Annotated in this window: 20 protein-coding genes and 1 pseudogene; 12 read left to right on the forward strand and 9 right to left on the reverse strand. The window is 63.0% G+C overall.

The genetic code is table 11. The features are described from left to right. Positions 1-141 precede the first annotated feature (141 nt). Positions 142-291, forward strand: a pseudogene (locus WA317_RS03700) (ATP-binding protein); the annotation flags it as partial. A gap of 136 nt (positions 292-427) precedes the next feature. On the opposite strand, the gene WA317_RS03705 reads toward WA317_RS03700, so the two are convergent. The 3 genes from WA317_RS03705 to WA317_RS03715 form a co-directional block, all read right to left on the reverse strand. Beyond that, positions 428-1,243, reverse strand: coding sequence for a class I SAM-dependent methyltransferase (locus WA317_RS03705; protein ID WP_425171754.1), 816 nt, complete (start codon positions 1,241-1,243; stop codon positions 428-430). 127 nt (positions 1,244-1,370) lie between these two features. Continuing rightward, positions 1,371-1,886, reverse strand: coding sequence for a DUF302 domain-containing protein (locus WA317_RS03710; protein WP_425171755.1), 516 nt, complete (start codon positions 1,884-1,886; stop codon positions 1,371-1,373). Next, the gene (locus WA317_RS03715) at positions 1,883-2,638 is read right to left on the reverse strand and encodes a hypothetical protein (RefSeq protein ID WP_425171756.1); all 756 of its coding nucleotides are present in this window, start codon (positions 2,636-2,638) and stop codon (positions 1,883-1,885) included. The genes WA317_RS03710 and WA317_RS03715 overlap by 4 nt, the downstream gene beginning before the upstream one ends. Before the next feature lie 39 nt (positions 2,639-2,677). On the opposite strand from WA317_RS03715, the gene WA317_RS03720 reads away from it, so the two are divergent. The 8 genes from WA317_RS03720 to WA317_RS03755 all read left to right on the forward strand — a co-directional run bounded on the left by WA317_RS03720 (position 2,678) and on the right by WA317_RS03755 (position 9,499). Then, positions 2,678-3,361, forward strand: coding sequence for a TetR/AcrR family transcriptional regulator (locus tag WA317_RS03720; RefSeq protein ID WP_425171757.1), 684 nt, complete (start codon positions 2,678-2,680; stop codon positions 3,359-3,361). A 122-nt stretch (positions 3,362-3,483) separates the two neighbouring features. After that, entirely contained in the window at positions 3,484-4,770 is a 1,287-nt protein-coding gene (locus WA317_RS03725; protein ID WP_425171758.1) for an MFS transporter, read from the forward strand. Positions 4,771-4,966: 196 nt separating this feature from the next. Beyond that, positions 4,967-5,401, forward strand: a complete 435-nt coding sequence (locus WA317_RS03730) for a DoxX family protein (protein WP_425171772.1) — start codon at positions 4,967-4,969, stop codon at positions 5,399-5,401. Between the two features lie 1,096 nt (positions 5,402-6,497). Further along, complete coding sequence (locus WA317_RS03735) at positions 6,498-6,773, forward strand: hypothetical protein (protein WP_425171759.1); 276 nt, start codon at positions 6,498-6,500, stop codon at positions 6,771-6,773. After that, complete coding sequence (locus WA317_RS03740; protein WP_425171760.1) at positions 6,770-7,090, forward strand: hypothetical protein; 321 nt, start codon at positions 6,770-6,772, stop codon at positions 7,088-7,090. Before WA317_RS03735 ends, WA317_RS03740 begins: the two co-directional genes overlap by 4 nt. 29 nt (positions 7,091-7,119) lie before the next feature. Further along, positions 7,120-7,368, forward strand: a complete 249-nt coding sequence (locus tag WA317_RS03745; protein ID WP_425171761.1) for a hypothetical protein — start codon at positions 7,120-7,122, stop codon at positions 7,366-7,368. A 12-nt stretch (positions 7,369-7,380) separates the two neighbouring features. After that, the gene (locus WA317_RS03750; RefSeq protein WP_425171762.1) at positions 7,381-7,617 is read left to right on the forward strand and encodes a hypothetical protein; all 237 of its coding nucleotides are present in this window, start codon (positions 7,381-7,383) and stop codon (positions 7,615-7,617) included. Between the two features lie 934 nt (positions 7,618-8,551). After that, positions 8,552-9,499, forward strand: a complete 948-nt coding sequence (locus WA317_RS03755) for an esterase family protein (protein ID WP_425171763.1) — start codon at positions 8,552-8,554, stop codon at positions 9,497-9,499. A gap of 228 nt (positions 9,500-9,727) precedes the next feature. Here WA317_RS03755 and WA317_RS03760 read toward each other — a convergent pair whose 3' ends face one another. Continuing rightward, complete coding sequence (locus WA317_RS03760; protein ID WP_425171773.1) at positions 9,728-10,879, reverse strand: serine hydrolase domain-containing protein; 1,152 nt, start codon at positions 10,877-10,879, stop codon at positions 9,728-9,730. Positions 10,880-10,908: 29 nt separating this feature from the next. After that, a complete protein-coding gene (locus tag WA317_RS03765; RefSeq protein WP_425171764.1) occupies positions 10,909-12,387 on the reverse strand; it encodes a biotin carboxylase in 1,479 nt (492 codons plus the stop codon). Between the two features lie 380 nt (positions 12,388-12,767). On the opposite strand from WA317_RS03765, the gene WA317_RS03770 reads away from it, so the two are divergent. The 3 genes from WA317_RS03770 (at position 12,768) to eutC (ending at position 15,329) form a co-directional block, all read left to right on the forward strand. After that, a complete protein-coding gene (locus WA317_RS03770; protein ID WP_425171765.1) occupies positions 12,768-13,019 on the forward strand; it encodes a hypothetical protein in 252 nt (83 codons plus the stop codon). Between the two features lie 103 nt (positions 13,020-13,122). Next, a complete protein-coding gene (locus WA317_RS03775; protein WP_425171766.1) occupies positions 13,123-14,565 on the forward strand; it encodes an ethanolamine ammonia-lyase subunit EutB in 1,443 nt (480 codons plus the stop codon). After that, complete coding sequence (gene eutC / locus WA317_RS03780; protein ID WP_425171767.1) at positions 14,562-15,329, forward strand: ethanolamine ammonia-lyase subunit EutC; 768 nt, start codon at positions 14,562-14,564, stop codon at positions 15,327-15,329. Before WA317_RS03775 ends, eutC begins: the two co-directional genes overlap by 4 nt. A gap of 212 nt (positions 15,330-15,541) precedes the next feature. Here the strand turns inward: eutC and WA317_RS03785 are convergent, their stop codons facing one another. The 4 genes from WA317_RS03785 to WA317_RS03800 all read right to left on the reverse strand — a co-directional run bounded on the left by WA317_RS03785 (position 15,542) and on the right by WA317_RS03800 (position 18,764). Continuing rightward, positions 15,542-16,546, reverse strand: coding sequence for a glycoside hydrolase family 6 protein (locus WA317_RS03785; protein ID WP_425171768.1), 1,005 nt, complete (start codon positions 16,544-16,546; stop codon positions 15,542-15,544). Between the two features lie 848 nt (positions 16,547-17,394). Beyond that, positions 17,395-17,862: a glucose-6-phosphate dehydrogenase gene (locus WA317_RS03790; protein WP_425171769.1), complete on the reverse strand. Its 468-nt coding sequence runs from the start codon at positions 17,860-17,862 to the stop codon at positions 17,395-17,397. 215 nt (positions 17,863-18,077) lie between these two features. Next, complete coding sequence (locus tag WA317_RS03795; protein WP_425171770.1) at positions 18,078-18,545, reverse strand: Hsp20/alpha crystallin family protein; 468 nt, start codon at positions 18,543-18,545, stop codon at positions 18,078-18,080. A 75-nt stretch (positions 18,546-18,620) separates the two neighbouring features. Beyond that, entirely contained in the window at positions 18,621-18,764 is a 144-nt protein-coding gene (locus tag WA317_RS03800) for a hypothetical protein (RefSeq protein WP_425171771.1), read from the reverse strand. Positions 18,765-19,391: the final 627 nt, after the last annotated feature.

The following is a 19,391-nucleotide window of genomic DNA, read 5'->3' on the forward strand; positions in this document are numbered from 1 at the left end:
CCCGGATCAGTGCAAAAGTGGCCACCGGTCGGGGAGTCGAGCGCCGCCCATTGTCGCAATTAAACCGGTGATTGAATGTCCGAGTACCATCGGCGACGACGGCGTCGAGTGACGGATTTGTGCCCTCGAGGGGGCCGGCTGGAGCCGTTTGCTTCTTGGACAAGGACATTCGCCGACACCCGGCTATGCGCGGCCATTGTGGACAGGTTGACGTTCGCCGGGCAGATCATCGAAACCGGCACCACCTCCTGCCGACTCGCCCCCGCTCGCAACGTGCGTCCCGCGGGTTAGCACGCTCTATATTCGTTGCTCGCAAGCCGATTACAGTGATGACGGCATCACGAGGCTAGTTCGTTGTGCTGCGTGCGGGGCTGCAGCGGCAGCAAAAGTGCTGTCCCTGCGTATTTCCATCCCGGCCTCTGCGCAGTTAATGGGTGATTGCGTGTGCGACGGCTTGGACAGCTCGGAGTCGTCCGTCGGTGAGGGCAATGGTGAGGTTGTGCGCTTTCTCGGCGAAGTCTGGGACGAAGGCGTGCAGTCCGAGCGGATTGAGGGGCAGCGTCAGGAACATCTGCATCGTCGACGCTGCCTCGTCGGTGAGATCCTTCCAGTGCTCGACTGCGAATCCTGAGGACTCCACGACAGCGTGCAACTGGTCGGAAGTGGCCAGATGAGTGAGCTCGGGTTGGTCGGCCCACGGCAGTGGGTAGTTGGGGTCGTCGCGCCCGCCAGATGTGATGTCCCACATGGCGAGCCGGCCCCCGTCGACCAGTACCCGGCGTGCCTCCTGGTAGAGGCGGGTTTTGTCGGCCACGTTCATCTGAACATGCTGGCTCAACACCACCTGGAAGCTTTCGTCGGGGAAGGGCAGTTCGGTGACGTCTGCTTGTTGGACCGAAACCTGGTCGTCCAGCCCGACAAGCTGATTGAGCCAAAGGGCCGTTTCGCAGTACTCCTCGGTCAGATCGACCGCGGTGACCCTGCACCGACACCGCTCGGCGACGAAGCGGGCGGTACCGCCGATCCCGCTGCCCGCGTCGAGCACCCGATTCTCGGGTCTGATCCCGGTCAGATCCACCAGCTGGCTTGTGGCAATGCGACCCATCGCGTGAAAGTCCTCGAGCAGCGCGAGATCCGCGGGCTGAAGGTGGTTCAAGTCCTTTCCGGCGGCAATGAGGGCCAGCTCAATGTTGTGCCGCGATAGCGCAGTCGAGTACTGGGCTTGGATAGGGGTGTCTTTCATGTCTACTCCATTCGGAACCGACGGCCTGCCGATCGGGTACTTGCTTCGGCCAGAGGTGACGCGGCTTGCCGTTCTTGGTGTCGGACGGTCAGCGATTCCAGGGGTCGGTTCCGCGTCTTCTCTGGTGTTAGGTCTGTTCGAGTTCGTGGGGCACCGGCAGACCGAGCAGGTGCAGCAGGGCTGCGAGTTTCACATCCAGCTGCAAACCGACCTCGGTGATGCGCGAGTCGCCGAAGCTGGCGAATCTGCTCGACGGTTGATCGACGCTGAGATGGACGCGACCGGCGGTGTCTTCGTAAATCGCGGTCCGCATCGGCGCATACAGCATCACGCCGGGGTCGTGGCGGAACATTGTTTCTACGATGATGTTATTTCCCATCATGTAGGTAACTGCCTGAGTGCGATGCCCAACCAGGTGCATCATCGGCGTCGGGTCGAAGGTCCAGAAGTTGACGAACGAATGCGGCGCGTGCTCGGCGGTGTACTGCCGCACCCGCGAGAGATCACCGGCCTCGATCAGATCGGTGAGCTCCCCAAAATCGATTGTCGGAACCAGAAATTCATAGCGTTGCCGGACGTCATCGAACGGATCGTCGGTGTCGATGACCAACCGGTTGACAAGGTGGGGAATTGTCTCGGTCATATCAAGCTCCCGACAGGTTCGACGGAAGTCCGCGTTATGCGCGCGACCATCAGCTTGCGCAACGACAACAGGTGCAGCGCCGATGCCAACGGGACCACGGTGGCCGGGATCAGAGCAAGCGGCAGCAGCGAGATCGCCTCGGTGGACGGTGACACCAACAGCAGCCGAACGGCGGCCGGCGCCGCGGCGAAACCAAGACCGAGAGCGACGACGAGATCAGCAAGGCCCAAGATGTTGAACCACACCGCGCGGCGGCCGACCACGCCGCGCCGAAGGTTGCGCGCGACGAACACGGCCTCGACCCCAATTGCTATGTCGCCCAGCCCAGCAGGAAGCGCGAATACGGCGGGCAGCGTGCCCAACGCCATCACAACCAGAAAGGTCACGCCGACCACTCGAAAGATCTGAGGCATCGTCAACCGCCACAGCCCGTCAGGTTGGGCCAAGATGCGGGACACCACCGGGATCCGGGTGAACAGGATCACCGCCGCGAGAGAACCGACCAATGCGACGGGGAGCCACGGCACCGGCCTTGTCGGCTCGAACCGATACACCTCGGCGTGAGCGAGTAGCACGCTAGCCAACACCCAAGCGCCCCAAAAGATCGCAAAGGCACTAGTGACTCGGGCGGCGTCACCGCGACCGAAGCCGGCGGTAAGAGCGCCGCGCCAGAGCATGACGCAAATGGTCGCGGTGGTGCCGATCAAGCCGACCAACACCATCGCCCAGACATATATCGGCAGTGTGCTCATGAACCTCTCCGTTCGGTTGTAATGTGCTAAACACTTCGTATGTTTGCGAACATCGTGTTCAATACAAGAGCTGTGCCGGTAATTCCGTCAACAACCAATGGAGGCGAAATGTCCGATACCGAACATCGCGGACGAATTGTCAGAAAACCTGGAAATTCTGGGGCCGCGGCGCCGGATCGGCGGGTCCGGCGCACCCGCAAGCTGCTCCACGATGCATTCCTCTCGCTTGTCATCGAGAAGGGCTACGAGAAGACCACCATCCAGGACATCCTCGATAGGGCCGACGTCGGCCGATCAACCTTCTACGTTCACTACCAAGACAAAGCAGCGCTGCTCACGGCCAGCTTCGACGAGGTTCATGGGCAGCTCCAGCGCCAACTCGCTGATATCCCGGCCACCAGCTCCATTGACGTCGCCCTGCCCGCAGCACTGCTCTTCGAGCACGCCTACCGAAATCAACGCATCTACCGCGCCCTGTGCGGCCATCAGGGCGGGGCGTTGGTCCAGCGCCATCTGCGTTGGCTAATCGGCGATCTGCTACGAAAGCACCTGCAACCACAATTCAGCGGCGCCGGCACCGAGGTGACCGCCGACGTTGCGGCCGAGTTCTATACCTCTGCCGCATTGGGCTTGCTGGTGTGGTGGATCGGCAACGAATTCTGCAACGGACCGGCCTGGTTGACCGCGAGCTACCGAACGCTCGCGCACCCGGCAAGCCGATGAGGCCCGTCCATCGTCGATGACCACCACCATCGCCGAATTGCCGCCGGAACAGTGCGCGATTCTTACGATCAGGGGGATTGTGATCCTTCTACTCACGTCAGAAGCTCCATACGGTTTTGGTGGTGCCTTCGACTACCGACACTGTCTCAGCGGAGACCTCTTCGCCTGTCCCAGCTAAGTTCAAGCAAGCTCTTTTTGTCGCTTTTACGGCGGGACTCGGCTATGGGTTCGACTCTTACGCGGTCAATATCTACGGCCTCGTGCTGCCGGAGATCAAGAAGACCTTGCACATCACCGACGCCCAAGCCGGTTACATCGGGTCCATCTTTCTACTCGGCTATACCGTCGGCACCGTGGGCTTCGGCCTCGCCGCCGACCGTTGGGGGCGCAAAGCCACCCTCGGCGCGTCGATCCTGCTCTACGGCTTCACCACCGCACTGGCCGGGTTCACCACAAACCTTGCAGCCTTCACCGGCCTGCGCTTCTTGACCGGTGTGGGGGGCGCCGGGGAACTTGCCGTCGGCGCGCCCTACACAGCCGAAGTGTGGCCCGCGAAGACCCGTGCGATCGGGGTCGGCGGAGTGATCTTCTCGCTCTTCTCGCTGGGCTATGTCCTTGCCGCAGCCGTCGCGCTGGCGCTGGTGCCGCGTTTCGGTTGGCAGTCGGCGTTCATCGTGGCGATCGTTCCGGCGATCATCTTGTTCCTGGTCCGGCAGGGCATCAAAGAGTCGCACCGCTACACCGAAGTGCAGACGAGAGTGCAGGGCGGGGCTGCCAAGCCCAAGCTGTGGCACCTTCCTGGCATACGGCGACGTCTGATTGTCGGTTGGCTGGTCTATACCGCCAACGCGGTCGGTTACTGGGGTATGACGCTGTTTTTGACGACCTACATGGTGCAGAAGTTTCACGCCTCCTCGATCGACGCGATCCGCTTTGCCCTGATGTTTTTTCTTCTGCAAGCTGTATTCGTCTACCTCGGGACCGCACTTGCTGACTGGATAGGCCGGCGGCCCTCGGCGATCCTCGCCGCGCTCATCGAGATCGTCTCCACCGTCCTAGCAGCGACCTCCGACTATCAGTCCCGCTATCTGGTTTTCGGAGCGATTTCCATCGCTACCCTTGGCTGGCTTTGGGGCGTCGGCGACACCTACATCGCCGAGCTTTTCCCGACCGTGTTGCGGGGCACCGGCTTCGGAGTCGCGGTCGGCGGCGGACGCGTCGTCTCGATCGCCGCTCCGACGGTCGTCGGTTGGGCTATCACGCGCTACGGTCTGCAGACTCCGTATCTGGCGCTCAGCGGTCTGTGGGTGTTGACGCTCGTCGGGTATCTGGCCGGGCCGGAGACTAAAGGCAAAGGACTCGAAGACCTTGCTGAGGAGGCCTTCACCGAAGACCTGCTCAGCCAATGAACCGGTAGCGTGGTGCCGAACAGTCTTCGAACATTTTTGCCTGCGAATTCAGAAAAATCACTTGGGTCCCTGGGCTTGCGCTGCACCATGTTCAGCCTGCTGGAGTAGTCCACGAATTGTGCTTTCTGGCGAACGCTTGGACCTCAAGGACTCGCGGCGGCGCACCACACACTGACACGCCGGGGAAGATGTGGTGATGAGTCAGCCAGTCGTCGATCGACCCGTGTCCTCCCTGCCGCGAAGCATCGCGCGTCTTATTCTCGGCGCCTTCCTGATATTCGCCGGGGTCAGTCATCTGAGCTTCGCCCGAACCGCCTTCTACGCCCAGGTACCGCCCTGGCTGCCGTTGAATGCTGACTTCGTCGTGATCGCCTCGGGCGTGGTGGAAATCGCTCTCGGAGCGAGCCTGCTGCTGCTGACGCGGTGGCGAGTACCGGTCGGATGGGTCGTGGCGATCTTCTTCGTTCTGGTGTTCCCCGGCAACATCTCCCAATTCGTCACGCATGCAGACGGCTTCGGGCTCGACTCCGACCTCGCCCGCGGCATTCGGCTGCTGTTCCAGCCGCTGCTCGTGATCTGGGCGCTATGGTGCACGGGGGCATGGGCGGCCTTCCGAAACCGCAGAGCATGATCGACGCGATGCTAATCCGCAAAATTCGATGCGGTCGTAGTCGTTGTGATCCAGTCGCGGTCACGTGCAAGGACGGTCTCGGCGTCGAACTGCTGCATCGTCCACTGACTCGAGCGGACGTTTCCTCGATTGCGGTAGCGGTGCATGATGGCGGCGTGGCAGCCCATCGGGTACGGCAGACCTTGCTCGAAAATGGTTGCGCCAGCGCAGAAACGATTCAGCTATGTTATCGGCCGGTCGGTAAGACATGAAATCTATTGATGCACAGTTCGGTACGAAAATAAATGAGTTTTCTGGTAACCCGCCGTATTTGAATCGGCCGTATTCGACACCTCGTGGGCCATCGCACTCAGGGGAGCGGGTGCGTGGGCCTGGTGGCGTCGTTCGTTGGAGAGGACACCGGGCCGGCAGAGCCCGAACCCGATAGGTGGTGCCAGCGGGTTTGCGGACTGCCGTGTTAGACCCGACCCCGACGACCAAAGCCAAGTCCTCGGCATCCTGAATGCCACAAAGGCAACCGGAAATCTGACTTGCGGCAAAGTGATAACGAGTGCGACGGGGTTTACTGGTGATCAGGCATATTCGGTCCCATGTTGTATTCGACTGGCATCCCTGGGTTTGGGACGGATGTTGTCGACCAAGTTAGGGCCTTGACCGAATCGCGTCCCACGCTGGGTATCCCAACCCAGTCATACTGACCTACTGGCCAACGTCGTCCACCCTTCCCGTAAGTCGGGATTTCGCGTAGGTTTCGAAATTGGCCGCGCTGATCCAAAAAGACAGTTACGCTTCATGTGCGATATGGGCTGCTTTTCGCAGGCGAATCGCGTGCTGAACGTTTTCGCAGGGTGGAGGCAACAATGGCCGGTTGGTGGGTCGGCTTAATCATCGGTCTTGTCGTCGTTGTAATCGTCGTCATCATCCTCAGCGTGCTCTTGGTGCTTGCAGCTCGGATCAACGCGCAGGTGGGCGCGGCGACTCGTGAGCTCGAGGCGACACGGTCGACTACGGAGCCGCTCGTAGAACTGCGACGCACCAACGAGACGCTTCAGAGCATCCTTCAGGGCGCTCAGACCGCTCGACAAGCATTGGGACGATGACCATGGCCCTCACTTCATCGGAAATCGCGTTCTGGCAGGCGATCCTGGTTATCGGAGCGGTCGTGATAGTCGCCGTGATCACGCTGCTCGGCCTGCTGCTCCGCATCGTCGGGTCCATCGAAGACGGCGTGCATCATCTGAATGACGTCGCGCACGGGGTCGGCGAGAACACGGGCAACATCAAGGTCGCTCTCACGATTATGGGCACCCTGGATGAGGTCATAGACGAGGCAGATCGCCATGCTCAACTGCTGGGGCTGCAGGCCCGATGAGCACGGCGCTGCTTGCGACCCTCACCGTCGTTGAGATCGTGGTCTTGTTGGCCGTGTTGGCGCTGTTTATCGTCTTGATCAGTCGCCGGCTGCGCTCCGTCGCCATTGCTCTGGGACGGGTCAGCGGCGGGAGCATCACGTTGATCCAGTCGAACGTGCTTCTGCTCGGCGCCGGTGCAGCGTTCCTAAACCGGAAACTGGACGCCATCGCCAGGGTGACGCCGGCGATGGCGGAGAAGGCTGAATCGATGGCTTCGAAGTCGGCGCAGGCCGGCTCGCATGCCGGCGGCCCCGGAACCGCTCAGCCCCGTAGTTGAGCGAAGCTAGCGCAAGGAGGCATCGAACGATGGCACTGTGGTGGGTCGGGAATGCGATATTCATCCTTCTGGTCATACCTGTTGTGGTGATTCTCTTGCAGCGCCTGAGGACTTCGGCTCTTGACGTCGGAAAGCAGGTCGATACCGTTCACGACCAGGCCGGGGGTATTGCCGTCGCCGTCGACGATGTGAAACAGCTGATACCGGTCCGCGACGCCGTAAAGAGGGCAGGGGCCGGCCTCACCCGCTATGTGGAAGCCGTTTCCCGTATCCTGTGAGGAGCGATTGATATGTCCCCAGCCGCCGTAGTCACGATCATCGCGGCACTGCTCGCGGTGGTGGTGGTCGCTGCCTATCTGATCCGTATTGCCTCCATTCTCGGCCGAGTCAACGCCAAGCTCCGCGCGATCACCGGCCGCCTCCACGTGATTGCCGAGAAGACGGAGCCGGCCGGGCCGATCGTCAAAGAGATGAATCGTGACCTTGCCGGAGTGAACGAAGCGTTGCTACGCGTGCTCGCCAAATAGCCGGGGCGTGATTCATAGATGAAAACGCAGTGGTTCACGAATAATCCTGCATATTCGATTGCTGCATAGTCATCGGGCATCGATCTGGCAGCCGGACTGCTCTCCCAAGTTAACGTTGAAAGCGAGGACCTACGGCGAAATCTGGCCGAGTCAACCCAAGACGTCTGCGGTGGCCGCGGGAGGCAGCACGCCCGGTGTCGCCAGCGTTATCCCGTCCAAAAGCGCCGAATACGCCAGCAACACCCCCGCGCGAATCATCGCTCAACAAATCATCGACACGATGGGAAGCCCACGCCACCCACCCTCAGCGATTCGACACCATCAAACCCGGCACATGAGGGGCTGCGGACATGCCGGGAGCGGCTCACACCTCTGCTTGATCACGGGTAATACACGTCGGCGGATTCAGAGGAACTCCTGATCTGCGGCAGCGTTTGACAAGTCATCGGGGAGGGCGTTGTCTGGGTGGTGGTTGAGTGCACAGCTGGCTGGGCTGTTGCCGTTGCCTGATCTGGGTTTGGGGCACGAGGGATTTGACGCCGCCCGGATGCTGACTTGTTTCGGTCGCTTTGTGTGTGTGCCGATTTCAAACTTTCTGCTTCTGTGTTGCGCGCCCGGCTCGCGGCCACGCTCACCATCCGAACGGGGGCATGACCATGAACGATGCAGTGATTCGTGCGGTGGACCCGGAGACTTGCGCTATTGACTGGATCGTGACGCTTACCGATCAACAATTTGGCGACATACAACACCAATGTAAGTACTTGCGACACAACGATGTCCGGCTAAGGAAAGCCACGCATCGCCAGGAAACGAGGCGACCATGACTGTTGTGTACAGCGTGACCACCTCGGAAGGGGACGATGTCATCGAATTGGCGTGGCCTGGCAGCTAAGGACGCAAACGCGCAATCCCTCTAACGGAAGGAGTGGGGATGAGCAAGAACAAACGTTGGATGGGTCGACTAAAGGTCGCTGCTCTCGCGGCCGCTGCCCTGCCGGGGCTAGCTGCCGTAGTCGACGGTGGTCCTGCGGCGCGGGCCGCTGCACCCGAATTTTTGCAGGTGCCCTCGGCGGGGATGGGCCACAACATCACCGTGGAGTTTCAGAGCGGCGGAGCGCCAGCGGTTTACCTGCTCGACGGCTTGCGCGCCCGCGATGACCGCAGCGGCTGGGATATCGAAACCAATGCGTTCGACGAGTACGCCGGCTCGGGCATATCGGTGGTGGCGCCGGTCGGTGGGCGCTCAAGCTTCTACGCCGACTGGTACGGCTCGGCCAATGGCCAAACCTACAAGTGGGAAACCTTCTTGACCAGCGAGCTGCCGGGGTACCTGGCCAGCCGCGGCGTGCGGTCGAGCCGCAATGCGGTGGTGGGTGTGTCCATGTCGGGATCATCAGCGTTGACGTTGGCGGCCTATCACCCAGGCCAATTCACCTACGCCAGCTCGCTATCGGCCTTGCTGAACCCCTCTGCGGGCACCGGGCCGACATACATCAAGCTCGCGATGAACGACGAAGGCGGTTTCAACCCCGAGGACATGTGGGGACCGACCGGTGGCCCCGGCTGGCAGCGCAACGACCCCACGGTGCAGGCTGGCCGGCTGGCCGGCAACAACACCCGCCTGTGGATCTACAGCGGCAACGGAACACCGTCAGAAAACATCGGCCAGGGCAGCTTACCGGGCCAAGTCATCGAGCAGGTGATCTTGCAAAGCAACGTCGCATTTCAAAACGCCTACACCGCGGCCGGCGGTCACAACGCGACCTTCAATATCGACAGCAACGGCGTCCACAGTTGGGGCTACTGGAACGCGCAGCTGGCGGCCATGAAATCCGACATGCAGCGAACACTGGGGGCCGGTGGCGGCGCACAAACCTGAGGCCGACGCTGACAGTGACGTCGAGAAGCGTCTAGCTGCGACGGATCGCAAGCCACTCCAGTTCAAGGGAGGCGGCGTTGCCCACCGCTTCGTGGATGGGGAGTGCATTGGAGCTGCCGCTGCCGGCGCACAGTGCGGGCCAACCGAGCCGCCGGTGAGCATGGGCACCTTGGCGATTAATTTGTAACGGTCAATCCGCTGGTGGACAGCGGTCAGCTGAACCACGGGCTAACTACTGATTCCAGCCAGTTCGCCTGCCACCGCATCGAAGGCGCGCAGCGTGGCCAACATGTGCGGCTCACGGGAGTGCTGCTGGGTGGATAACTTGGCGGCGACCATCTCTGCGGCGCGATTGACGTAAATCATCTGGCCGCGCATGCCCAAGCACAACACGACGTTGCTGCCCGGGTAGGGGAACCACACTTGGTTGCGGTACATCCCGCCCGGCAATTCGGTGTCGTCGGGGCTGGCGGCGAACGCCTGACGCGAGTCGGGACCGCCATTGAGGGTGTCGGCGATCCACGCCGCCGGCACCACTTGCTGGCCGTTCAACGAGACACCGTCGCGCAAAAACAGCGATCCGAACCGGATCATGTCGGTAAGACAGGCGTTGATGCCGCCATCGAAAAATCCGGTGCCAGTGGTGTCTACGCCAATGGTGGCGTCACATTGAGCACCAATGCGGCTCCACAACAATTCCGACATCTGTTGAGGCATCCGCTGGCCGCCGACGACCTCGCAGATCCAGCCCAGTACATCGGTTTCACATGAGCGGTATTCAAACGGGCCGCCGTGAGCTGACTTCTGCCGCAAGGTCAGCAGGAAGTCGCGCAGCGTGCAGGGGACGTCCGGGCTGCGCTTGGGCGCCCAGCCCATCACCTGATCTAGCAGGTTTACGTCCGCGGCCGGGTCGACATAGTCCTCTGTAAAGGCGATACCCGACCTCATGTCCAGCAGATGGCGCACCGTCGCACCGGCGTAGCCGCAATTCGCCAAGGCGGGAACGAATGCCGTCACCGCCGCGTCAAGCTCGATTGCACCCGCCCCGTGCAGCGCGCCGATGACGGCTGCCACCAGCGTCTTGCTGACCGAGAACAGCAGGTGCCTGGTCTGGGGCCGCAGGCCGTCGAGGTACTCCTCGGCCACCATCGACCCGCGGTAGGCGACGGCCCACCCGTCGGTAGCGGTGCTGGCCATCACCGCGCCAACGGTGGTGGCCGCCCCATCAGTGCTTCTCACCGCGATCTCGGCCAGCGGAGCACTGGCAGCTGGCAACGCCACGGCCGGCCCAGTCCCGCGCGAGATCAGTGCGGTCGGCACCATCTCTTCGACGTGCTGAAATGACCAATGCGAATACGGCGGCGACAGCCAGTTGTCCAATGTGATACCGGCCGGGACGCGGCCGCTGCTCACGCTCGGGCGACGAGCCGCGAGACGAGCGGCGTGGCCGACGTCAGGGGTGTTGAGGTGAAGTGCGCCTTAATGCCTTCGACCCAGCGCCGGCAGCGCTCCGTGAGCTGGTAGTCGTCGGTCTGCAGGTGTCCGCGGGTCACGAGCACGCCGAGTTGGGCGCCCTCGCAGCGTAAGTCGCCGGGCGCGGCGATACGCATGTAGAAGGCCTCGGATCCGTCGATCAGCGAGTCCCAGTCGCTGTCGCGGCGCGCAAAGGAGACACGCGCGTCGTCGTTGATGCGCCAGACACCTGTGCGTGGAGTCGCCGTGAAGAGCTCGACATCCTGTGAGGTCTCACTAATTATCATCTGACCCCAGACCTCCTCTTCGCCATAGCCCCGCTCCCAACGCGAGTTGATCTCGTCGATGTCGAGTTCGTAGTCCACGTCCATGTACTCGAGCAGGTGGAAGAGGAACAGCGGCATGTCGGCGTAGGCCTCGGTGGTCAAGTTCGTCATCGGGCTGGCGCCGCTCAAGCGCGGATTCAGCTCGCCGAGGTAGAGCTGATCGGAGTCCAGGTCGTGCAACAGGTCCACCTCGAAGTAGCCGCGGTACCCTTCGCGGCTCAGGACGTCGCCCAGCTTTCGCACCATCTCGCGCGCGGCGTGTGTCTGTTCGGGCGGCAGCACCTCGCGCCAGATGTCATTGCCGCACCAGCTGCCTCTACCTGAAGTCAGCTCCGGGTGACCGACGAGACTGGTCATCGCGGGGCCGATCACGGTGCCGTGGCGCGTCACGGCGCCCTCGATGCACACCTCGACATTGCGGATGCGCTTCATGACTTTGACTTCTTGGCCTGCCAGGTCAGCCGCGTGATCGTCCCAGTCACGCTGACCGCGCACAAAGAACGTCCCGCTGCCGGCGGCGCCATAAGCGGCCTCGACGACGAGGTCATCCCCCAATTCAGCATCCTGCGCGAGCGCCGACAGCTCGTCGTAGGAGCCGGCCCGCCCGATTGCGTGCGGCACGCTCGGCACGCCCGCCTCGTCGGCCAGGCGCGTCATGACGATCTTGGAGCCGAGGCGATTCCGCAGCTCCACCGGGGGGTGCATGACCTCGAGCCCCGCCTGGCGCGCGAGGGCCTGGGTTTCCTCGTCAAGCATCACGAAGCAGGCTTTACCACCGGGCCCTCGGTTCTCGATAAACTCCAGTGTCTCCGGATCACGCAGGAGGTGGTTGCATACATCCCCCATGGAGCCGAAATCGATGCGGTCGCGCCGTCGGGGCACGAATACGCGCGGGTGTGCGCCTTCGAACGAGTCGAAGTAGGTCAGGTAGGTGAAGTTCCGTACCCAGCGGTCGATGCCCAGCAGGTTGAACGGGGTCGGCGAGATGAAGTACAGCGGTACGGCGTTGGTGTGAAAGAACGCGCGTACGTCCGAGAGGCCGGTCAGCTGGCGGCGCGGCCCGGGCTCAGGCCCACCGGGCGGCACCATCACGCCAGCCGCAGCGACGTCGACGCGTGAGCCCCGCGCAGGGACCAAGCTGGGGGCAGGGGGACTGCGCTCAGCGCGACGGCGGGAAGCTCACACACATTCATTGCGAGCCTGTACCCGCTCATGGCCGCGTGGAACTGTGAAGTGCCTGGACGTCAGCCGAGCGAACTCGAAAGCTCTTGGGCATTGGATGAATGTACCTGTGGTCGTTGGTTCGTGCCGTGTTGCTTGCCCGCGCCGGCATCCGCAGTCAACCGCGCTTAGGAGCGCGCGTGAAGGGGCATAGCTACTCGGGTAGAGGAAAGGCGGTGTTCTTTGATGAGCGACGCTCGTGGGCGTTGGCGCCAGCCGACTGCAAGAGCGCACCAAAGGCCGCCGTCATGAGTATTGCGGCCGACGATGTGCGGCGACTGCTTGGCGCCGGCGATACAGATGCAGTGCTGGTGCTGATCGAGGGTCACACCGAAATTCTTTCGGCCCAAGAATTGACATCCCCGGCCTACCGCGGCGCACTTCGGGTGGCCTCACGCGAAGAGGTCATCGCGCGGACCGGCAGAGCTGACTTGTCCGATCGCGAACTAGCCGAGCAAGCGGAAAGCCTCGACGTCGCGGTCCGTAACGTCGGCGGCTAACCGGAGGTCAGTCCAGTCGCCAAAGTGACTGCGACGGTGTGGGATCCGTCGAACACTTCCGCGAACGCGTGGTCCGCGCCTATGTCGACGTAAAATTGGCCGGATGACTGGCCCACGGTTGAAGCAGCACACCGCGAGGGTTGGTGGTGTGACATACCGCTTCAACGGCTTGGTCGAATTGATGGCCAAGGCCACGCCGCTGCGGTCTGGCGACGAACTGGCCGGCTGCGCCGCGTCCTCGGACACAGAGCGCGCGGCCGCCCAGTGGGGGTTGGCCGACACCCCGCTAGATGTGTTCCTCGAGGAGATGGTTGTCCCCTACGAGGACGACGAAGTCACGCGCCTCATCATTGACGGCCACGATCGGGTGGCTTTTCAGCGAATCTCCCACCTGACGGTCGGTGGGCTGCGGGAGTGGCTGCTGGACGCCTCCGCTGGCCCCGATCGGTTGAGAGCGGCCGAGGCGATCGCCGCGATCGGTCCAGCGTTAACCCCGGAGATGGCCGCGGCGGTCACCAAGATTATGCGCAACCAGGACCTTATTGCCGTCGCTCGCGCGATGACGGTGACATCGGCCTTCCGCACCACCATCGGCCTACCCGGCACGCTGGCCACTCGGCTACAGCCCAATCACCCCACCGACGACCCCCGCGGGATCGCCGCGGCGATACTGGACGGTTTGTTGCTGGGGTGCGGCGACGCGGTGATCGGGATCAATCCGGCAACCGATTCGGTGAAGGCCACAACGGAGCTGCTCGCCCTCCTCGATGAGATCCGCGTGCGCTATGCGATCCCGGTGCAGTCGTGTGTGTTGTCGCATGTCACCACGACGATCGAGCTGATCGAACGGGGCGCCCCAGTCGATTTGGTGTTCCAGTCGGTCGCCGGCACGGAGCCTGCCAACTCGGCATTCGGCGTCGACGTTGCCCTGCTGCGTCAGGGTTTGGAGGCCGGCCGGTCGCTGCATCGAGGCACCGTAGGCGACAACGTGATGTATCTGGAAACCGGGCAGGGGTCGGCGCTGAGTGCGGGTGCGCACCTGGGCATGGGCGGACAACCCGTCGACCAGCAGACGCTGGAAGCCAGAGCCTATGCGGTCGCGCGGGACCTGGAACCGCTGCTGGTCAACACCGTGGTCGGATTCATCGGACCCGAATACCTTTACGACGGCAAACAGATCGTTCGCGCGGGCCTGGAGGATCACCTCTGCGGCAAGCTGCTGGGCCTGCCGATGGGTGTCGACGTGTGCTACACCAACCATGCCGAGGCCGATCAAGACGATATGGACACCCTGCTGACACTGCTGGGCGCGGCCGGGGTGGCGTTCGTCATTGCGGTGCCGGGTGCCGATGACGTCATGCTGGGCTACCAGAGTTTGTCCTTCCATGACGTGCTGTACGCACGCCAGGTGCTGGGGCTGCGGCCCGCACCGGAGTTCGAGGCCTGGCTGCGCGGCCTGGGAATGAGCGACGCGGCGGGACGGGTGCTGACGGTCGACGTCGACCAATCGCCGCTTCGTGCACTGACCGACAAGGTCGGTTTGTGAGTAGTCCTGCGGCGCAAGACTTTTGGGGCCGACTGCGGTTGACGACGCAATCCCGCATCGGCCTTGGTTGTGCCGGCAACGCGCTGCCGACCACCCGCGTGCTGGAATTCAACGTCGCTCATGCGGCCGCGCGCGACGCCGTGCACATCCCGCTCGATGTGCCAGCGTTCGCGGCCACGGTGGCTGGGGTCGGCATCGGTGACCCCGTGGTGGTCGCCAGTCAGGCCAGCAGCCGCGGCGAGTATCTGCGCCGCCCTGACCTAGGCCGGTCGCCCGCCGACTTGGAGCCGGTGCCGGCCGGCGCGGCTGATATCGGTGTGGTCCTGGCCGACGGGCTGTCTCCGCGAGCCCTGGCCCGTCACGGCATAGGTGTGCTGACCGCGTTGGCGACCACGCTGGGTGAGCGCTATTCGATCGCCGCGCCCGTGATCGCCACGCAGGCACGGGTCGCGCTTGGCGATCACATCGGCGCGCGCATGGGCGTGCGAACGCTGATTGTTGTCATCGGAGAACGGCCGGGCCTATCGGTCGCCGACAGCCTGGGCATCTACCTCACCCACCTGCCGCGAGCGGGTTGCACCGACGCCAACCGCAATTGCATCTCCAACATCCATCCGCCCGAAGGTCTGGGCTACGCCGCCGCCGCGCGCGTGGTGGCGGGCTTGGTCGAGGGTGCGCGGCGTCTCGGCCGCTCCGGGGTAGACCTCAAGGACACCTCACGCCCCGGAGAGTTGGCGGCGTGGCCGTCGCTGACCCTCGATTGAATCCGAAACGGCTCTCCCTGGGCACACCGGGGCCAACTACCGATCACCCGCGGTCCCCGCTGCCGCCCAACGCAACTATCGATGGCTCTGCGAGCTGACCTCGCCTACCTCGCCAATCATGCATGTGCAGCGGCTGAACGCCGGGGGCCGTTAGCGCGCCGCAGCTCCGAACGCTGACGTCTGCCGACGGCGGGGTTGGGCGCGAGGCCCTCCTACTGGCCCGCCTTGCGGGTCAGATCGATGGCGTACTGACTCACGAAAGTGCCCGCCGGCGGATCACCTTTTCCGCACGTTCCGTCGGATTCACCGGGCCGTTTTATCCACAAGTAAGCGTCGGCGTGCGCGCCCCCGGTAGCCGCGGTAGGCGAAGTGCCCAGTGCTCGGCCGCTGGGGTTGCACCAGTTGAGCCCGGAATCGGGCGCTGGTCCGACGCCGTTGCGCGACGTGTCGATCACATAGTGCGAACCGTTCGTGAGCCCGGAAATCGCCTCGCCGTAGCCGATTTCGTCCTCGGTGGTGAAGAAGTTCGCAGTGTTGAGGCTGAAACCCCGCGCGCGGTCGACACCGACCTTGTTGAGCCGGTCGGCCATGTCCTCGGGGCTATGCCAGCGCAAGTGACCACCGTCCACGTACACGGCCGCGGCCGGATTGCGCGTCAACGTGTCGACCGCGTAGCGAATCAAGTCGAAGCGTTCTTGGCGCTGGTCAGATGACAGACAGTCGGCCATGGCGAGGGCATCCGGTTCGACGATGACCGCCGCCCGCGAAGCACCGACGCCGGATGCAATGCCGTCGATCCACCCGCGGTAGTCGTCGGCCGTCGCCAAGCCACCCGCAGCAAAACTGCCACAGTCGCGGTGAGGGATTCCATAAAGCGTCAGAACCGGGATGGCGCCAGCAGCCTGCGCGTCACCGGTGTATTTCGCCACCGTTGCTGCCGAAGAGCCTGGGACGATCCAGTACGCCTGCGGCGTGTTGGCGATGGCGGTCAACTCCGGACTCGGCGGATCGGCATGCTGCGCGGCGCGCATAGCCGCCGAGGCGGGATTGACGTAGAAGGGCATGCCGGCCAACGGGTTGGCCTCATCGACCAAGCGCATCGCCGGGGCGGGAGCCACCTGCACCTGGTCGGTAAGAAAACTTATGCCGGCCACGGCCGCAACCGTTAGAAAGGGCGCGATCCACCGCCCGACTGCACCAGCAGCTGAGAACATCATCCCAGAGAAATTAGTGCTTCAGTCCACTGAGCGCCAATCGCCGACGGCAGGTGATGGCGCGATCGGTGCCTGGCACGATAGCGGCGTCGTCTGCTCGGATTCCGCAACCTCACCCACTACCGCATTGCTCACTGCTCCACCGCGGCGCGCTCCACACCACGGCGAATGCACTCTGAATTACGAAGAGCCGGTTATCTGACCCACGAGTAGTAGTCGATTCATCCGATGAATCACGCAGGTTATTGCAGGCAGCTCATCCCCACCGAACTGCATTCGGGATCCCGACCAAACTTCGACCTCTGCATCGCCGGCGTGCACAACAAAGGTTTCATGGGCTCCTTCCGCATAGCCTTGTGGCGCAATCTATGCGCGAGCGGTTGCGCTTCCTCCCAACCGACGCGAGTGCCTGAGACGGCGTCCAGTTGTGCTCGGGCCTGGTCGATTGGTCGTATGCGTATGCGGCCACGGCGGTGGTGGCGATCGTTTCGCCCTTCCGGGCGAGCGGTTCGTATGTCTGTTCGCCGAGTACATCGCATAGGCGTGCGATTGAGGTGTGATTTCAGGAAACGCCAGTGCGGTGAGGGGATTGACCGCGAAACCGGCGATGGTGGCGCCGCTTCCGCAGCGTCCGAGCCAGTCGGAAAGAGAGGCGAGGATAGCCAGAGGGTTGCGCATCAAGTTGGTGTTGCCTCAGTCGTGGAGATTGCGGATGGCCAGAGTGAGGTGATCGAACGCGGACGCCGTGTCGCCGTGGTCGGCCTCCTGGCGGACCAGAATGAGGGCAGGTGTGACTCGGTGAAGCGGTTGCCGCTGTCTTGAGCGATGACCAGACCACGGCGAAGGAATAGCTACGCAGGCAGGTCTACCCGCAGCGCCAGGTGCTCATCGAGTATCCGGCGCAGCGCGGCGTCCATCGGATGCGCGGATGCGAGGTCGCGGCCGAACCGGCTGTCCACTACGACTACCGTGCCCTCACGCAGTTCGGCGGTGTCGATCTGATCGACGAACGGATCGAACAATGCGGGCGGAGTGGCCAGGTAATACAGTGCCCGGCGCGACTCGTTCAACCCGGCGGCATACATCAGTCCGTGCTGGGTGATCACGAAGAGTTCCGAGGTGATCCTGGCGTTCGGGGTTTCGGCTTTGGCCCATGCCGTTGCGGCGCAACGGGTCTGTGCCAATCTATCGGGGACGTCGTCAGTCAGCGTGAGTAATCTTTCGACGAGTAATCCACCCATTCGCGGATATGCGTCGATCGCGGGTCTGAAGTACCGCTGGAAGATCTCGCCGAAAAAGTCGTACGGTTGCTCGCTCATCGCAGCTCCCCAGGTTTCACACGGACCCCTCAATTGTGCGCCCGTACCGGCAGCTCAGCACGAGCTTAGCCAGGACGGCGGGCTGGCAGAATCGCGACCATCATCGACGTCCCAACCAACCTGAAGACAACGAGTCAGTCTATTTTCGAGGCGTGACAAATCAGGGAGTGTTGCGGCCCGGCGTGACCCGCCTGGATCCCGGCCGGTGAGAGAGGTTAGGACGTGGTGTGCTGGTCGGATGAGTCGCTGGGCTCGACGATCTTTGTTTCCTCACGTGTCTCGTGGCTGATCTCGATGCGGCGCGGCTGGGCCCTTGCCGCCACGGGGAGGGTTACCGTCAGCACCCCGTTCTGATAGGTGGCGGCGATGTTGTCGGCGTCGATGTCCTGACCGAGGGACAGGCGACGCAGGTAACCGCCGGTGAAGCGCTCAGAGCTCAGCCACTGCACGTCGTGTTCAGTGCGTTCGCTGCGTTGTGCCGTCACGGTGAGAATGCCGCCATCAACGCTGACGTCCACCGAATCTGGGTCCACGCCCGGGAGGTCGGCGTGAAGCACGTAGTGATCACCGGAGCGGTAGAGGTCCATCGGCATGGCCAGTGGCACTCGGGCGGATCCGGGCGATGTACCGAGCAGCTGCGCGGCGAGTCTGTCGACGTCACGGAATGGATCAGGATGAAGCACAGCAACCACCTCCTACATGTCGGTTGCCGCACCGCGTCATCGCGACGGGTGTCGGCTGGCTGCGCTCCTTTCGGTTTAGCACTCCACCTGCGCGAGCACCAGGGGTGTCGGCGCCGCGCCCAGGTCTTCGGCGATGGGGACCCTGATGTTCAGGATCGCCTTCCACATGAATGGGGCCAGACGCGCCTCGATCTGCTCAGCGATGTCGTTGGCGCGCACAGGAATTGGTGATGGTGGCGAGATGCCCGTCGAACGCTCGACCCAACTCCTGTTGTTTACCTGGACAGGCGTAGACTCAAATAACGGATCCACGGCAGACCAAGGTCGGACCGGAAGAAAAGATTCCTCCTCTCGGCTGTGGCGCCCAGCACGATCACTAGGCACCCACGCGAAGCAAAGCCCATCAACTGGGCACAGCGCGGTGGGCTTGCGTCAGGCGGGAAACTTCTCCTGACGCCGAGGCCACATTTGACCGCGCCATCACGCACGCTTGGTAACCAGGTGGTTGGTGCTTCGGACGGCGCTCCTTTTCATTAGGAGAGCCGTCCGACTCGTGTCAGCCGAACCCCCGAGACCGGTAGCGTCTGCTCGGTTGTACTTAATCTCGTAGCCAGTTTTTGCTCGGACTGGGATTCCTGCTGACTCCCGCGTGAATGTCTAGGTAGCGCGCCACCAAATGCCGCACACCCTCTGCTTCGCGGCGCTGATTGGTAACACCGACCTGCGACTATCTTTTGAGACCGTCACATGTGGTCTCTTTCGAGACGTCCAGGCAGACCAAGCCCACCGGAGCCATGGCATCGCTTCTGCCCAGGTGATCTGTCCGATCGGCGGTCACGCTTCTCG

Source organism: Mycobacterium sp. (assembly GCF_049802695.1).
Lineage (GTDB): Bacteria > Actinomycetota > Actinomycetes > Mycobacteriales > Mycobacteriaceae > Mycobacterium.

What these genes read in the sequence shown, in the direction of transcription:
- WA317_RS03705 (WP_425171754.1), bottom strand. Translation starts at nt 1,243, where the DNA reads ATGAAAGACACCCCTATCCAAGCCCAGTACTCGACTGCGCTATCGCGG.
- WA317_RS03710 (WP_425171755.1), bottom strand. Translation starts at nt 1,886, where the DNA reads ATGACCGAGACAATTCCCCACCTTGTCAACCGGTTGGTCATCGACACC.
- WA317_RS03715 (WP_425171756.1), bottom strand. Translation starts at nt 2,638, where the DNA reads ATGAGCACACTGCCGATATATGTCTGGGCGATGGTGTTGGTCGGCTTG.
- WA317_RS03720 (WP_425171757.1), top strand. Translation starts at nt 2,678, where the DNA reads ATGTTTGCGAACATCGTGTTCAATACAAGAGCTGTGCCGGTAATTCCG.
- WA317_RS03730 (WP_425171772.1), top strand. Translation starts at nt 4,967, where the DNA reads ATGAGTCAGCCAGTCGTCGATCGACCCGTGTCCTCCCTGCCGCGAAGC.
- WA317_RS03735 (WP_425171759.1), top strand. Translation starts at nt 6,498, where the DNA reads ATGACCATGGCCCTCACTTCATCGGAAATCGCGTTCTGGCAGGCGATC.
- WA317_RS03740 (WP_425171760.1), top strand. Translation starts at nt 6,770, where the DNA reads ATGAGCACGGCGCTGCTTGCGACCCTCACCGTCGTTGAGATCGTGGTC.
- WA317_RS03745 (WP_425171761.1), top strand. Translation starts at nt 7,120, where the DNA reads ATGGCACTGTGGTGGGTCGGGAATGCGATATTCATCCTTCTGGTCATA.
- WA317_RS03750 (WP_425171762.1), top strand. Translation starts at nt 7,381, where the DNA reads ATGTCCCCAGCCGCCGTAGTCACGATCATCGCGGCACTGCTCGCGGTG.
- WA317_RS03755 (WP_425171763.1), top strand. Translation starts at nt 8,552, where the DNA reads ATGAGCAAGAACAAACGTTGGATGGGTCGACTAAAGGTCGCTGCTCTC.
- WA317_RS03765 (WP_425171764.1), bottom strand. Translation starts at nt 12,387, where the DNA reads ATGGTGCCGCCCGGTGGGCCTGAGCCCGGGCCGCGCCGCCAGCTGACC.
- WA317_RS03770 (WP_425171765.1), top strand. Translation starts at nt 12,768, where the DNA reads ATGAGTATTGCGGCCGACGATGTGCGGCGACTGCTTGGCGCCGGCGAT.
- WA317_RS03775 (WP_425171766.1), top strand. Translation starts at nt 13,123, where the DNA reads ATGACTGGCCCACGGTTGAAGCAGCACACCGCGAGGGTTGGTGGTGTG.
- WA317_RS03785 (WP_425171768.1), bottom strand. Translation starts at nt 16,546, where the DNA reads ATGATGTTCTCAGCTGCTGGTGCAGTCGGGCGGTGGATCGCGCCCTTT.
- WA317_RS03790 (WP_425171769.1), bottom strand. Translation starts at nt 17,862, where the DNA reads ATGAGCGAGCAACCGTACGACTTTTTCGGCGAGATCTTCCAGCGGTAC.